15 protein-coding genes and 1 rRNA gene are annotated in these 14,045 nt (G+C 52.2%); 5 read left to right on the plus strand and 11 right to left on the minus strand.

What is annotated here, in order from left to right; genetic code table 11:
• Positions 1 to 44: 44 nt before the first annotated feature.
• Together F7B33_RS06425 and F7B33_RS06430 are read left to right on the plus strand one after the other, a co-directional pair.
• Positions 45 to 977 carry a serine/threonine-protein kinase RIO2 gene (locus F7B33_RS06425; RefSeq protein WP_297065814.1) on the plus strand — a complete coding sequence of 311 codons (933 nt, stop codon included), beginning with the start codon at positions 45 to 47 and terminating at the stop codon, positions 975 to 977.
• Positions 967 to 1,458 (plus strand): hypothetical protein, encoded by a 492-nt coding sequence (locus F7B33_RS06430; RefSeq protein ID WP_297065817.1) that lies wholly within the window; start codon positions 967 to 969, stop codon positions 1,456 to 1,458. The genes F7B33_RS06425 and F7B33_RS06430 overlap by 11 nt, the downstream gene beginning before the upstream one ends.
• Here the strand turns inward: F7B33_RS06430 and F7B33_RS06435 are convergent.
• Genes F7B33_RS06435 through F7B33_RS06450 form a run of 4 tightly spaced genes read right to left on the minus strand, consistent with a single transcriptional unit; the run spans position 1,427 to position 5,415 of the window.
• The gene (locus F7B33_RS06435; protein WP_297073855.1) at positions 1,427 to 2,365 is read right to left on the minus strand and encodes a radical SAM protein; all 939 of its coding nucleotides are present in this window, start codon (positions 2,363 to 2,365) and stop codon (positions 1,427 to 1,429) included. The two genes, F7B33_RS06430 and F7B33_RS06435, sit on opposite strands and share 32 nt — an antisense overlap.
• Positions 2,355 to 3,515, minus strand: coding sequence for an MFS transporter (locus F7B33_RS06440; protein ID WP_297073856.1), 1,161 nt, complete (start codon positions 3,513 to 3,515; stop codon positions 2,355 to 2,357). Before F7B33_RS06440 ends, F7B33_RS06435 begins: the two co-directional genes overlap by 11 nt.
• A gap of 8 nt (positions 3,516 to 3,523) precedes the next feature.
• A complete protein-coding gene (locus tag F7B33_RS06445) occupies positions 3,524 to 4,444 on the minus strand; it encodes an isoaspartyl peptidase/L-asparaginase family protein (RefSeq protein ID WP_297064223.1) in 921 nt (306 codons plus the stop codon).
• A 59-nt stretch (positions 4,445 to 4,503) separates the two neighbouring features.
• Positions 4,504 to 5,415, minus strand: coding sequence for a phosphate uptake regulator PhoU (locus F7B33_RS06450; protein ID WP_297064225.1), 912 nt, complete (start codon positions 5,413 to 5,415; stop codon positions 4,504 to 4,506).
• Between the two features lie 83 nt (positions 5,416 to 5,498).
• Between F7B33_RS06450 and F7B33_RS06455 the strand changes: the two genes are divergently transcribed.
• The gene (locus tag F7B33_RS06455; protein WP_297064213.1) at positions 5,499 to 6,665 is read left to right on the plus strand and encodes an MFS transporter; all 1,167 of its coding nucleotides are present in this window, start codon (positions 5,499 to 5,501) and stop codon (positions 6,663 to 6,665) included.
• A gap of 9 nt (positions 6,666 to 6,674) precedes the next feature.
• Here F7B33_RS06455 and F7B33_RS06460 read toward each other — a convergent pair whose 3' ends face one another.
• Genes F7B33_RS06460 through F7B33_RS06470 form a run of 3 tightly spaced genes read right to left on the minus strand, consistent with a single transcriptional unit; the run spans position 6,675 to position 9,413 of the window.
• Positions 6,675 to 7,259, minus strand: a complete 585-nt coding sequence (locus F7B33_RS06460) for an indolepyruvate oxidoreductase subunit beta (protein ID WP_297064228.1) — start codon at positions 7,257 to 7,259, stop codon at positions 6,675 to 6,677.
• 59 nt (positions 7,260 to 7,318) lie between these two features.
• Positions 7,319 to 8,470, minus strand: a complete 1,152-nt coding sequence (locus F7B33_RS06465; RefSeq protein ID WP_297073857.1) for a DUF1464 family protein — start codon at positions 8,468 to 8,470, stop codon at positions 7,319 to 7,321.
• Positions 8,463 to 9,413: a beta-ribofuranosylaminobenzene 5'-phosphate synthase family protein gene (locus F7B33_RS06470; RefSeq protein WP_297073865.1), complete on the minus strand. Its 951-nt coding sequence runs from the start codon at positions 9,411 to 9,413 to the stop codon at positions 8,463 to 8,465. The genes F7B33_RS06465 and F7B33_RS06470 overlap by 8 nt, the downstream gene beginning before the upstream one ends.
• Positions 9,414 to 9,471: 58 nt before the next feature.
• On the opposite strand from F7B33_RS06470, the gene F7B33_RS06475 reads away from it, so the two are divergent.
• Complete coding sequence (locus F7B33_RS06475; RefSeq protein WP_297064217.1) at positions 9,472 to 10,158, plus strand: class I SAM-dependent methyltransferase; 687 nt, start codon at positions 9,472 to 9,474, stop codon at positions 10,156 to 10,158.
• 1 nt (position 10,159) lies between these two features.
• Here F7B33_RS06475 and lysS read toward each other — a convergent pair whose 3' ends face one another.
• Positions 10,160 to 11,740 (minus strand): lysine--tRNA ligase, encoded by a 1,581-nt coding sequence (gene lysS, locus F7B33_RS06480; RefSeq protein ID WP_297073867.1) that lies wholly within the window; start codon positions 11,738 to 11,740, stop codon positions 10,160 to 10,162.
• Positions 11,741 to 11,855: 115 nt separating this feature from the next.
• Between lysS and F7B33_RS06485 the strand changes: the two genes are divergently transcribed.
• The gene (locus F7B33_RS06485; protein WP_297073858.1) at positions 11,856 to 12,464 is read left to right on the plus strand and encodes a hypothetical protein; all 609 of its coding nucleotides are present in this window, start codon (positions 11,856 to 11,858) and stop codon (positions 12,462 to 12,464) included.
• Here F7B33_RS06485 and F7B33_RS06490 read toward each other — a convergent pair.
• From F7B33_RS06490 to F7B33_RS06500, 3 genes are all read right to left on the minus strand, one after another.
• On the minus strand, positions 12,458 to 13,024 hold the full coding sequence (locus F7B33_RS06490; protein WP_297073859.1) for a DUF366 family protein: 567 nt from the start codon (positions 13,022 to 13,024) through the stop codon (positions 12,458 to 12,460). The genes F7B33_RS06485 and F7B33_RS06490 overlap by 7 nt on opposite strands.
• A gap of 31 nt (positions 13,025 to 13,055) precedes the next feature.
• Entirely contained in the window at positions 13,056 to 13,505 is a 450-nt protein-coding gene (locus F7B33_RS06495; RefSeq protein WP_366927522.1) for a magnesium-dependent phosphatase-1, read from the minus strand.
• 122 nt (positions 13,506 to 13,627) lie between these two features.
• Positions 13,628 to 14,045 (minus strand): 23S ribosomal RNA (locus tag F7B33_RS06500); the annotation flags it as partial.

Consider the following 14,045-nt stretch of genomic DNA (forward strand, 5'->3'; position numbering starts at 1 on the left):
GTTTATAAGAATCCAAGACAAGTAACGCCGGGAGGAGAGGAGAGATGGTAAGCAAACTGCTGGCCCTAGAGGCCTACCCGAGCCTCCACGACCTAGACTTCAGAATCCTCAGGGGAGTAGAGCTTAACATGAGGCACCATAAGTGGGTTCCACTAGAGAACATAGCGCGCTTCGCGAGGGTGGACGTTGAGACGGCATCCTTCCGGTTGGGCAAGCTGGACGACATGTCTCTGGTCAGGCGGAGGAGCGACATAGGATACATCGGCTACCAGCTGACAATACACGGTTACGACGTTCTGGCTATAAGAGCCTTGGCGAGAAAAGGCGTGGTGGAAGCCATAAGCACCACACAGGTAGGTGTCGGAAAGGACGCCGACGTTTACGTTGGAATAACGCCAACCGGCGAGAAGGTCGCCGTGAAGTTCAACAGGGTAGGCGGAAGAACTGCCTCACGGAGGGCAGGCTACCACTCGCACGTCTTCTCGGATAAACATCACACAAGCTGGCTCTACATTTCAAGGCTCATAGCCAAGAAGGAGTACGACGCCCTGGTTCTTCTTAGCCCAATAGCGAGGGTTCCAAAGCCGGTAGCGTGGAACAGGCACGTTCTGGTAATGGAGTTCGTTGAGGGAACCGAACTGGCCGAGCTAAGGGACGACGAGCTCACCAGAGAGGAAGCCGAAAACTTCCTCGACAGAATCCTAGAGGAGTACCTCAAGATAGTGCGCTTTGGAATAGTCCACTCCGACCTGAGCGAGTTCAACGTCGTCCTGACGGGAGATGACGTTCTCATAATAGACTGGGCACAACACCTCACAACCGCCAACCCCGAGAGCTACGAGCTGTTGAAGAGAGATTTGAGTGTCATAATTAACGCCTTCAGGAGAAGGTGGAGGGTTAACAGGAGCTTTGATGAAATATGGCCGGACTTTGAGAAGGCCTGGCATGAGAGCAGGGGGGAGAGATATGGTGATTAAGTACGAACCCCTTAACAGGCGCGAGAGAATAGTTAGGCTCTTCCGAGAGGCTATCGAGGCGGAAAACAGGCGGGACCTCGAAACCGCAAAGAAGAAGCTCGACGAGATACTCCACGAGAGCCTAGAAGTCGAGCCGGAGTTCTACTTCGAGGCCTGCTTCCGCCTGGCCGACATCTTCCTCCAGGAGGATAACTACCGAGGGGCAGTTAAGTGCGCCCTCAGAGCCATACTCAGGGCCCCAAGCGAGGACCACTACAGGCTCGGTGTCAAGAGACTTGGCGACATACTGGCGATAATCAAGAGGGAAAGCCGCCTCAGTGAACTCGCGGAGAACATGGAAGCAACGCTCAAGCTAATTGAGGAAGACGAGGAACTGCACCGCTTCACTCTGGCCCTCGTGAAGCTCGCAAAGGGAGAAAAGGTGAGGGAAAAGTTCATCTTACCCGAATTCAACGAGGTCTTCGAGAGCCTAATCGAGTGAGCGTTTCCTCCACGTACCCTTTTTCAGGCAGAAACGGGAAGTTGTAGGGCTCTCTTTTCGGCCTCTCGTTGTAGTAGGGCCTGTTACATGCAGGACAGCCGTGGGTTGAGAAAACGGACGGCGGAACGTTGAGGCCATCGAGGTCAAAGCCCGCTATTTCATCGCCTTCAAGGAGTATTCTGTCCATTAAGCTATTCTCCACGAGCCATCTGGCGAGCTGAATCCGCCGGTAGCGCTCGAGACCTGGTGGTGAGAGGTTCTCAAGCCTCGTTCCATTAAGTGGAGTGAAAGCAAAGAGAGAAACGTCCGCACCTAATGAATAAGCTCTCTCGAAGGTCTCGATTAGCTCCCTGTCGGTTTCTCCGAGACCGACTATGACGTGGACAAAGGCCTTGCCCTCGCCGAGTACGTCAATAACATCCTTTGCAAAGCGCCACATCTCTTCCCACTTGAAGTCAGGCTTGAGGGTTTTGAAAAGTCTCTCGCTCGCTACATCAAGGCCAACGCCAACGTAGTCAACACCAAGAGCCCTGAAACGCTCGAGAGTTTCCGAATCAACGGGAGTTATTGAAACGGAAATCGGCAGTTTAAGGGGTTTAAAAGCTTTGAGAAGGACAAAAACGTCGTCGAGCATGCCCGGATAGTTTATGGTCTGGAGGCATATCCTTCCAAAGCGGCCGTTAGGGAGGGCTTTAACCACCTCCTCAAGCTCAAAGGCCGGCCACGTCACACGGGAAAGCCTGTCAAGGTTAGCTTTGCTCGTCCTTGCCTGGGCGCAGAAGGCGCAGTCGTTGGAGCACTTACCGGACCAGTACGTCATGAGGTAGGCGGTCGTTGGCCTGGCCATGAGCTTAGCCTTGATTAAACCCATAGTTATCGCGGTTCCGTAGGAGACCCTAACGAGCATTCAGCTTCCCCCACAAAGCTGGAGCATAGAGGGTTATAAAGCCAGCCCCCAAAATGAGTGGCAGGAGCGGGAAGACACCGGAGTAGCCCTTAAGCTGGGCGACGTAGCCGAGGCTCACCTGACCCGCTAATGTCCCAAGGTCAAAGAACATCGTGTATATCCCCGAACCCATCGTCCGTATTCTCTTGGGAAGGCTCCCCAGGGCCATCAGTTGCATGGCAGGAACCGCCAGACCGAAGCCGGCCCCTATGAGGGCGGCACTCATATAGGCCATTGGGGGGAGAATGTAAACGTTGAGGAGCATGTAACCGGCAAGAAGGAGGGTTAGTCCAAGGGTTATCACGGGAACGGGCCCATTCCTGTCGGCACTTTTACCGCCGATGACCCGCGTCATAAAGGAGAAAAGCCCTATCACCATCATGTAGTAACCGAAGAGACTCTGGGGAAGCGAGAGGGACTTGTAGAGAGCTGGCAGATAAGTTGTAACACCCGCGTAACTAACGGAGAAGAGAAAGAGCGTCAGCGATGCTGAAACGAAGGAAACCCTGAGGAGCTCGCGGTAGCTGGCCTTCTCATGCTCCCTCGGCTTAGCTATATCTCCTGCCTCATTCCATGCCACGAGGGCAAAGACCGCTCCAACTGCCGAGAACAGGGCGGTGAGAGCGAAGGTCCCCGAGAAACCTATGGCATCGGAGGCATAACCACCTATGGCGGGGCCAACTATATTCCCTAGGGAAAACATCATCCCACGCCAGCCGAGTGTTTCTCCGACCCTGCCTTCAGGAGCCAAATCAACCGCCGTTGAGAGACTGGAGGGAAAGAACAGGCCCATCGAAAAGCCATGTATTGCCCTTGCGAAGGCGAAGAGGTAAACGTTTGCGCTTAATGCAGAGACCACGTAGAGAACCCCTGCGAAAAGACCTAGTAAGTTACCCCCAACGAGGGCATGGAAGCGGTAACCCCTGTCCCCGAAGGCACCGCCTATCGGCTTCGAAACCAGAGAAAGGAAAGAGGTTATTCCGGCGATAAGGCCCACGAGGAATGGTTCAGCCCTTAAGCTAACCAGAAAGGGGGAAACAACAGGAGTAACCACGCTTATCCCGAGGAAGAAAAAGAACGTTGAAAAGTTCAAAAGCCAGACGTTCCTCATCGAACCCACTAAACACCAGCCTCCGGCTCGTCCATGCCGTCCTTCATGAAGGCGTAGCTCATATGCTTGGTGTTCTTCGCGAAGCCGACGTTACCCTTTGAATCAACCATGATTATACCCATAGTGTCCTTCCCGAAGTACTTGGTCGCAAGGCTTATCGCGGCTTCGCTGGCTGTTTGTGCGTCCATACCGAGCCTTACAAAGTCGGTGGCACTTTTAGCTAAAGCGAGCTTTATGGCAACCTCCCCGAGGCCAGTACATGAAGCCCCGGCAACTTCGTTGGCGTATGTTCCCCCACCGATTATCGGTGTGTCACCAACGCGACCGAACATCTTAAGGAAAACCCCTCCTGTTGAGGTCCCCGCAACGACTTCCTCCCCGTCAAAAGCCACCGCTCCGACAGTGCTCCTCAGGACCTCGGGATACTCCCTTATCAGCTCGTTGAGCTTCTTCCAGTGCTTGGTCTCTCCCTTCTCAAGGAGATTTTTCCTGAGCTCTTTCCACTGTTTCAGCCTTTCCTCGGTTGTGGGGTCGTATTCCTCGAAACCGAGAAGTCTCGCGAATTTTACGGCACCTTCACCAATTAGGAGGACGTGGTCAGTCTTCTCCATTACCTTTCTGGCAACGCTTATCGGATTTTTAACTCCCCAGATTCCGGCAACAGCCCCGGCATCCAAAGTTTTTCCGCGCATTATTGCCGCGTCCATCTCGACCCTTCCGTCGAGGGTTAGAACACTCCCGGTTCCCGCGTTGAAGAGCGGGTTGTCCTCGAGAACTTTTACCGCCTCCTCGACGGCATCCAGAGCTGAGCCCCTCTTAAGCTCGCGCCAGCCGGCAAGAACAGCATCCCTAACACCAGCTATAACCTTTGGTATCCTCTCCTCCTTTTTGATAGTCCCGGCACCGCCATGGACTATTATCGCGACCATTAGAACCACCGGAAAAAATTCCCTCGAAGGGTTAAAAGAATTGTGGAAACGAGAAAAAATCAGCTGAGGGACATGTTTATTATTGTCTCCCCGATGTTCTCGATGTACTCAAGAACCCTCCTGAAGCTCTCCTTCGCTATCGACTGCCTGTAATCGGTAGCCTTAATCGTGGCACGGATTTCAAGCATTAGCTTGTCTATGGCCTTGAGATCGCGCTTCTCAATCTGGACAACCATGGCCTCGAATTTCTCCCTCAGGTAGGGAACGTCAATCTCATCCGGATTCTCGGCGATTCTGATGATGTGATCGCCTATCCTCTCGATTTCCCTCGCTATGAAGAGGATTCCCATGAGGTCGAAAGTTCTCTTCACAATTCCGCTCTCCTCGGTAACGGTGTGCTTGCTGAGAAGCCTGTTGACGGTTCTTATTATCAGGAAGTAGAAGCGGTCGAGCTCGTTTTCGAGGTCGTTTATATCCCGCTTTATCTCGCCATTCTCCCCCCTGATGAGCAGTTCGAGGTCGCCGAGCATCGAAACTACTATAGAGCGGATTCTCCTGAGGAGCTCAGCGAGGTTCACCTCGTCCTCGTCAAGGAGACTTTTAGCTATGATTCTAGTCGGCTCGTCGAGGATTATCTCAACGCCCGGAAGGCTCTGGAGGACCTTTCTGATTTTCACCTTGTAAATCGGCATCTCCTCATTTAGTTGAATCTCAAGAACGTCGTAACCCTGAATGTAGGCTGAGATTACAAGCCTGATGGCCATGTCCGGGGAGAACTCCCTTGAAAGCGTCAGAACTTTCTTTTCGCTAACTTCCTTAGGCTCGCTTGGAAATATAGTGATGCTCCCATCGGGGTTTATAACCAGTGGTATCGTGTCCCCCTGTTTTAAACCATGCTCCCTAACCCACTTTTTTGGAAGAGAAATTATGTATGAGCTTCGCCCTGTGAACTGTATCTTCCTGAACTCCATAGCTGACACCAACGATATATAGAGGTAGGGTCTTAAAGGTTTCATTTCGATAAGCTTATAAACGCTATGAGAGACGTTTTACCATGCTCTCAGAGTACGGCAGGGACGCGAAAATACTCATAGGAGCAAACGCACTGGGTCAGACTTTCCTGTGGTTTTCTTTCTTCATAATGCCCTTCTATTTAAAGGTCCTAGGATACAACATGAAGGCCATGGGTGCCTTCTTCTCGGCGCAAACAATTGTGGGGGGACTTTTCTTCCTCCTCGCTGGTCCGATATCCCTGCGTCTCGGCTACAGAAAAACCCTCCTCCTGAGCGCTTTTCTCGGCCTAACAGGGAGGCTCCTTCAGGTACTAGCCATAAATTCCCTCGTTCTTTTTCTAGGCTTTGTCCTCGTTGGGGTAAACATGGGGCTAAGACAACCGAACTACAACGCCTACCTAAGCGAGCTCGTTCCCGATGAGAGAAGACACGAGGCCTTCTCCAAGAGCTTCGGACTAGGAACCCTCTTCAACTCATTGGGGGTTCTCCTCGCGGGTTTTCTGCCTGGCTATTTCATGGGCTTGTCCATTGCTGAGGAAACCGCATACCGAATAACGTTTTCCCTCTCGCTCCTCCAGTTCGTCTTCGTCATCCCTGCTCTGCTTATGGTCAGGGACGTCGTTGTCAGAGAAAGAAAGATTAGATGGGAAAAGGCCCTCGTTCTCAAAATCCTCAAGTTCTCCCTGCCGAGCGCACTCATAGGTCTCGGCGCGGGGATAACGATACCCTTTATGAGCCTCTACTTCAAGCTCCGCTTTGGAGAAACCCTTCAGGCAATAAGCTGGATTTTCTTCTTCCAGCAGTTGGCCATGGGCCTCGGCTCCTTTGGATTGCCCGAGCTCGTCAAGAAATACGGGCCTGTAAAGGTCATAACAGCATTCCAGGGGACGGCCACCTTCCTCTTCGTGGTATTCCCGTCAATAAAGACCTTTACTTTAGCTGGAGCTATCTACGTCCTCAGGGCAATACTCATGAACATAATCTGGCCCATAAACAGCTCCTTTATGATGGGGTTCTTTAGAACCGAGGAGAAGGCAACAGCCAACGGAATCCAGCAGGCGTTTTCAACGTTTATGAGGGGAATAGGAAACTCAATAGGCGGAACTCTTTTCGCGGTTTCCTTGGCCTATCCCTTCTACGCCACCGCGTTCCTCTATGCCTTCGCAACGGCACTCTTTTACGCCTTTTTCATCAAGCACGATGAATAAGGAGAAGGCTTACTTATCAGCCAGCTCCTCGCCGCGCTCGAAGGCCCTGAAGTTCATTTCCCAGAGCCTCTCGCGGAGGGTGAGCTTTATGCCCTCAAGCAGGGAGTCGCGCTTGAGAGGGATTAGACCCTTGCCGTAGGCGTAGCCGAGCATCAGAACGCCCAAAGTGCGGGGGTTTATCTTATCAGCCTCCCTCTGGAAGTTAGTCATGTGAACCGGGCAGATTTTTCCTATAGCGTCCCTTATCTCGCCGAGCTCTGGATACTTTTCCTTACCGACTAAAGTGGTCGCTGTGTGGATGGGGTAGGCGTTGATTATAGCAACGCTCTTCTTTCCTAAAAAGCGTGCGTTCCTCAAAGCTTCAGCAGGTTCAAGTGCCAGCATGAGGTTGGCCTTGCCCTCCTCGATGAGGGGGGAATAAACCTCCTCGCCGAAGCGCAGATAGCTCAGAACGCTACCGTAGCGCTGGCTCATTCCTAAGGTCTCGCCTATCCTAACGTTGTAGCCTTCAACCATTGCCGCGTTTCCGATTATCCTAGAGAGGGTCAATCCACCCTGACCGCCGACACCAGTAATGATGAGGTTGAACTCCATGAGCACCACCGGGGAAAATTAGAGGGGAGAAATAAAAACCTAAGCTCAAAAAAATTCGCCTAAAGGATTAGCTTTTCGAAAATCCTGAGCTTATCGCGTTCCTTCATGTTTACCCAGTCAAAGATAGAGCCCGAGCTCTCCCTCAGCTTTAAGCTCTCGACCAGCGGGGCGTAGGTCCCGCCGGCGATGCCGTTGGCTATTATTGCGCTCCCCTCGGCGGCCTCTTTGGCCTTCGCCCTGCTCTCAAGCTTGAGGACTTCGATGGAGAAACCGTAGCTCTCAAAGGCCCCGTTGAGTGCCTCTTTGACATCACTGAAGAACTCGGGAATTCTTGAAAAGCGGCCGCTGATGTAGATTGACTCCGGCTTTGCCGAGGGCAGTAGGGCAAAGACATCCTTGACTATGGCCTCCACCATGGCTCTGTAGCCCTTCCCGACCCTTTCATCCTCTTTCGCGAGCTTCACGAACTCCTCCAGGGAGATTGAGAAGGGGTCCACTCCAGCTATGTAAGAGGCACCGCCCTGGAAGAGGGCTAACTTTCCAAAGTCGTCCAAGGCGTTTGCCAAAGCATAGGCGAGCTCACCGTCCATGAAACCCATTCCAAGGTAGCCCGGGAAGCCGGCAGTTCCGGCCATGGCGTCAACGATTTGACCATTCTTAACTGCCATCGCCGAGGTATAGGCAAAGCCGACCTCAACGGCAATGAGGTTGGTCTGGGAGTAGGGGATGCCCTTCCGCTCCGCCTCTCGGACCATCGCAAGAGCCACGGTGAAGACCTTATCCGCTGTTCCAAGGTCAATCCTGTTGGCCTTTCTCCACTCGGGAACCGTCGGAAGGTGTATGACGCCGGGCGTGAAGTAGACGTTTAAATCCCTCGCTTCTCTGAGGAGCAACATTAACTCTCTCAGACCGACTATCTTGAGCCTCCTCCTAACGTCGGCCTCGGTGATGAAGGTCGCGAGGGCTATCTCTTCATCGGTGGCTTCTCTTGCCGGCTTCAGCGGCATTCCGTAGCCACAGGGGCCGACTATAGCGTCAATCTTTTCGTATTTTTCCTGAACTTCCCTCAAGAGCTCGACGATTACAGCCGGGTTCTCGGTCACTTTATTCCTGTCAACGGAGGTGTCAATGATTATCTCCCCCGTCTCGTCGTCGAAGCCAAAGAAGTCCATACTCTTCGTCCCGGAGTCTATACCAACGGCCTTAACCACGCTCCACCACCATCCCGCGGTTGTCGGTGCGGGTTATAAAGACCTCACCGCCGTCGCCGTTCTCGCGGAGGAAGGACTCAACCATTGCCCTTAGTTCCTCGGCCTGAGCTTCCCCCTCAATGAGGCCGTAGAAAGTCGGTCCCCAGCTCGTCTGGCAGGCGCAGTAAGCTTTGTCAAGCATCAGCTTTATTCCCTCGTTGACTACGTCACAGCAGTAGACGTTCTCCTGGTAGTCGCTCCAGAACTCGCCAAGGAGGTGGTTGAACTGGTAGAGACCCTCACCGAAGGTTTTGATGTCGCGCTCTACAAAAGCTGGAAGGATTTTCATGAGGACAATCCTCGAGAGCCTGTCGGCCAGTTCAAAGGGCATCCTCCTCAGGTTGCCCAGTATCTCGTCCTCCCTCTTCCTGACCTCAGCCAGGGTCTTCCTCGGTGTTTCTGGTATGGCAACGACGAAGAGCCAGTCCTCCGGCATCTCACCCCTGAAAATAAGGGGAGGGACCACCTTCTCGCGCTTGTCCACAGGGAAGCCTCCCTCGTAGATAAAGCCGCCGACCTTAACCGCGTAGAAGCCGAGGGCCGTTATTAGGCCACGCCTCATCGCGAGGGCAATCTCATCGAGCGAGAGGTTGAGGTTGTAGAGCTCGCTAACTGCCTTTCCAAGGCTCAAGGCCAGGGTCGTATGGAAGCCTATTCCGACCCACTTAGGGATGTAACTCTTAATGGTAACCTCAACCGGAGGAAAGTCGTAGCTTTCTCTGAAACGTTTGAGGAACCTGAGAGCATCTTCATCGTTTGAGGTGTCCTTCTCGGCTTCCCTGACCACTATCTCAAGCCTCGGCGTTTCGATGGCGAAGCCAATCGTTCCATAAAGCCTTCCCATGTCACCGCTCAAGTCCGGGTTTCCGGTGTGGAGGTGGGCAGGGGCACTTATCCTTATCACCTCGACCACCACCGGAAATTTTGGATACTTATTTAAGGGAACGCGAGAATTCAAAAACATGACGTTCGAGGAGTACTACTCGGCATTCAAGGCATACAGCGACATATACTCCGACGAATACAAAAGGAGAATTGAAAGCCTGGAGCCACTCCTTGTAAAGTTTATGAAAGAAAAGGGCAAAGTTCTCGACCTCGGCTGTGGTGCAGGAGGATTTTCCTTCCTCCTCGAGGACCTTGGGTTCGAAGTTATTGGAGTTGACAACAGCGATTACATGCTGTCCCTTGCACAAAGCTTCGCGAAGGAGAAGGGCTCAAGGGTCGAGTTCGTTAAAGGCGATGCCAGGAATTTGCCCTTCGAGAACAGCTCCTTCGACTACGTCCTCTTCATTGACAACCTCGTGCACTTTGAGCCTTTGGAACTCGGGAAGGCCTTTCGAGAAATTGCCAGAGTTCTGAAACCCAGAGGAAAGCTACTCCTACAGTTCACGGACCTTAGGGAGCTCCTCCCGGTTCTAATGAATGGACAGGTTGTCGGTGCCGAGTACTGGATTAGCAAGGTTCTACCAGACAAAGACGAGAAAACCGTTCTCATAGAGTTTCAGAGCGAGGAAAAATCCTTCCGCGTCAGGTTCAACGTCTGGGGAAAGACAGCCGTTGAACTTCTGGCAAAGCTCTACTTCAAAAAGATTGCCGAGGAAAAAATAAACGAGCACAGCTACTTTCAAGTTTACATCCCGAAAAAATAGCTCAGGCCTCGAGGCGGAGGCGCTTGATAACGAATTCCCTATCGAGGGAAGCCAAGAAAGGAGCGAGCCTCGGTCCGCGGTCCTTGCCGATGAAGATGTTGTAGAGTGCCTTGAACCACTTCCTACTTGGAATCCCACGCTTTTTAGCAGCATCAAAGAGAACGTTGTTCAGCTTGTCAACCGTGAATTCCTTGTTCCTTTCAAGCCATTCTGACACTTCAAGCATTGCCTCCCTGATTTCCGGCTCGAGCTCAACCTCTGGGAGTTTTTCGAGCAGGGTGAACTTAACGTCATCGGGCGCGTACTTCTCAACCCAGTTTTTGGCAAGTCTTATGCGGAGCCTTATCCTCTCGAGGTCTTCTTCGCTCAGCTCTTTTGGAACGTGCCCCTGCTCTTGGAGGATTTTGATTATGCCTTCCTCGTCAAGGTGTGGCATCTGGACGAGAGTTACGAGGAAGCGGAACGGGGCTTGAGCGACCAGTTTTTCGGGAACCTTCGGCATCGAGAGCTCATAGGTTCTCTTCAGTTCCTCCTCTTCCTCAGGGTTTTTGGCCTTTTCAAGGCCGAAGTATATCCTTTCAACCTTGTCAAACTCGTCGTAGAGGTTGAGAAGGCCCAAACCAAGGTCAATCTTAAGCTCTTTATTTGGCCTCGTCTTCGCGTAGATAAACCGGATTATGCCTGGCTCGAGAACCTCGTAGAGGTCGGAAAGCAGTATCACGTTACCCCTACTCCCTGACATCTTGCCCTTCTGACCTTTTATTCCAACGAACTCGTACATCAGTGTCATGGGGGCCTTCCAGCCAAAGACCTTCTCGGATATCTCCTTTCCAGTGTCGTAGGAGCTTCCAGCAGCTAAGTGGTCCTTTCCGGCCGGTTCAAAGTCAACCTTGAAGTGTGCCCAGCGCATCGGCCAGTCAACGCGCCATCTAAGTTTCACGTTGCCCTCCCTTATGTCGGTCTCGCCTTCCTCTCCGCAGTGCTCACAGCGATATTTGACCTTCCACTCGCCGTCCCAAGAAATGAACTCCGCTTCCTTCCTGCACTTCGGACAGTAGACCATCACCGGTTGCCAGCTCTCCTCGAGCGGTGGCTGTTTGGCCCTCTCGCGGTACTTGTCGAGGACTGCCTTAATCTCATCCCTCTTTTCGAGGGCGAGCCTTATCTCGTCGGCATACTCCCCAGATTTGTACAGTTCGCTCGCGTAGAGGAAGTCCACCTCGATGCCAAGCTTTCTCACTTCTTCCTCGAACTTTTCCATGAAGTGCTCCGCATAACTATCATGACAGCCCCACGGGTCTGGAACCTCACGAACAGGCTTTGTTAAATGCTCCCTCCACTCGGCCGGGATGTCCTTCGGAACCTTCCTAAAGCGGTCGTAGTCATCCCACATGTGGATGTGTCTCACCTTCTTACCCCTATCGCGGAGGGCGTGGCCAACGATGTAAGCCGTGAAGAACTCCCTAAAATTGCCTATGTGAACGTAACCGCTCGGGGTGATTCCACTCTCAACGACGTACTTCTCCTTGTCGCCCCTTTCTTTGATTATCTTCTCAGCCATGTAGTCAGCCCAGTGAACCATCCTCACCACCTGCTCTAGCTCGGGAAAAGGACTTTTAAGGTTAAGCGTTAAGCTTTGTAAAAGGATAAACGAAAAATTTTTCTGATAACAGGATTTACATTTCGTGGGAACAAAAATGATTGAATGGGTACCCTGCGCGGGTGTTGCCGCGGGTATTATTCTCCTTGCAATATGCATGACACAGAAATTAGGACACGAATGGGCGTGGATAAACAGGAAGATAATTCATTTCAGCATTGTTCCAGCCGTTCTAATGTTCTACTACGGAGAAATTCCAGCCAAAGTCTTCAGCGTTTCGGCTTTCGCCTTTGGACTAGTTCAGCTGTGGCCACACATTAAAAAGAAAGAGTTCTCATGGTATCAGATTGAGCACAACTACGGAGAGGTTTTCTTCGCATTTTCTGCCTCGGTAATCCCGCTTATTCTGCCGGTTAAGTACGCCACAGCTCTGTTACTTGCGATGGCGATAAGCGATGGTGTTACTGGGATAGTGAGGCACCATTACTTCAGAAGGCACGGGTTCAAAGTAAAGCTGAAAAAGCACTGGACCGGGAGCATGGCCTACCTAATTACCGCCGTTCTGATAGCCTTTGCATTCCTTGATGGAGGGATAATAAAAAAGATTGTGTGGGCCGGAATACTGACGCTGGCAGAGTATCAGGGCTGGCTCGACGACAACCTTGCAGTTCCGCTCATTGGAAGTTTGCTGTTTTTCATCTACTGAGCCCACCGAACCTTAAGGCTGTCCTTCTTCACCTTTTCGAACTCAGCAACGAGGGCTTTTCCGGTCTTCTCCATAAAGTCATCAATGTCAGTAATGCCGAGCTCCTTGAGACCGATGGCATCTACACCCGCGGGGATTCCCCTGGCTTCCACGTTTATCCCAATGTGAATCTTGACGCTGACAGGAGAAACTGTGGCTATTGAGATGCTGAGCTTCTTCCCGCTGACGTAGATGTCGTCGCCCTTTCTGATAGTCTTTATCCCGTATTCACCGAGAACTTCACAGAGCTTGGCTATGAAAAGCTTCTGGAGAGTTGAGGCAAAGAGGGTGTTGACAAGGTCAAAGACTTCGATTATGTAGTGCACCATATCGTCGCTTTTGATTTCCTTGCTCGCCCTCAAATCTTCTATGTCAATCATCTCCTCGACTTTAACGTCGCACTTCCCGCGGAAGACGACGAGGGAGTTGCCCAAGATTCCAAAGTTCCTGTAGGCCCAGTGGCTTTTAATTGCCGAGCCGTCGTAATCAATGCGCTTGTCTCTGATAACCAACAGCTCCATAACAATCACCCCAGCTTTTCAAGGAGTTCCCTTAATTCTTCAAAAGATTTCGCATCCACCCACATGTGCACAAAGTTAACTGAGGGAAGTATCCTCCTAATCTCATCGACGTGAATATCTCTGTTATCCACGTAAATGACTCCTCAATATTGTATCCAATTGAGCTCAGCTCGTCAAGGGTCCGTCTTATCATGTCGGCCTTGTTTGGATGTCCCTCAATCTTTGGAAACAGGAAGTAGTCCCAGAGGCCAAAGCCTTCAAGAATACACCTCACCTTATCCTCGAGGTTCCAACTGGCTATGCTCAGAACGAACCTTTCGCTTGCCCAGTCGAGGAACTCGCGAACGCCGTGAAAAAGGCATAGCTCCTGACCAGTAGAGTCTATGAGACAGTTGCCCCTAAACTCGGAAGGAGGAACCAAAACCGAAGCATCCTCATGGTCCCAGAGGGTGCCGTCTAAATCGAGAACTAGTAGTTTCATCGAAATCACCGGAATAAGAACGACAAGGGAATTTAATCCTTATCATTGAGTCCTACAGAAGAGAATGGCAAAGTTAAGTCGCATGAGGGCCGTGCATAGGCGAGCTGGTCTATCAGACGCCCCGCCCGGGGCACTCGGGCTGTTGGGAGCGGCAGGCTGAACGGGTCGGTTTCCCTTCCCGCTTACACCCCCGCTCCATCAAACGGGTCTTCTTCCCGAGCCCTCGTCCTGGGCAACGGACCGGTCACCCAGGCCCAAACGCCCAGGAATGGCCGCCTATTTTCGGGGACCGCTTCGGCCTTAGATGCTTTCAGGCCTTATCGGACGCGGCGTAGCTGCCCGGCTATGCCCTGTAGGACAACCGGTAGACCAGAGGCCGCGGCTCCCTGTTCCTCTCGTACTGGGGGAGCCTTCCCCTCAGGCGGCCAGCACCCCCGGTAGATAGCATCCGACCTGTCTCACGACGGTCTAAACCCAGCTCACGTTCCCCTTTAATGGGTGAACACCCCCACCCTTGGCCCCTGCTGCAGGGCCAGGATG

The organism is Thermococcus sp. (assembly GCF_015523185.1).
Classification (GTDB): Archaea; Methanobacteriota_B; Thermococci; order Thermococcales; family Thermococcaceae; genus Thermococcus.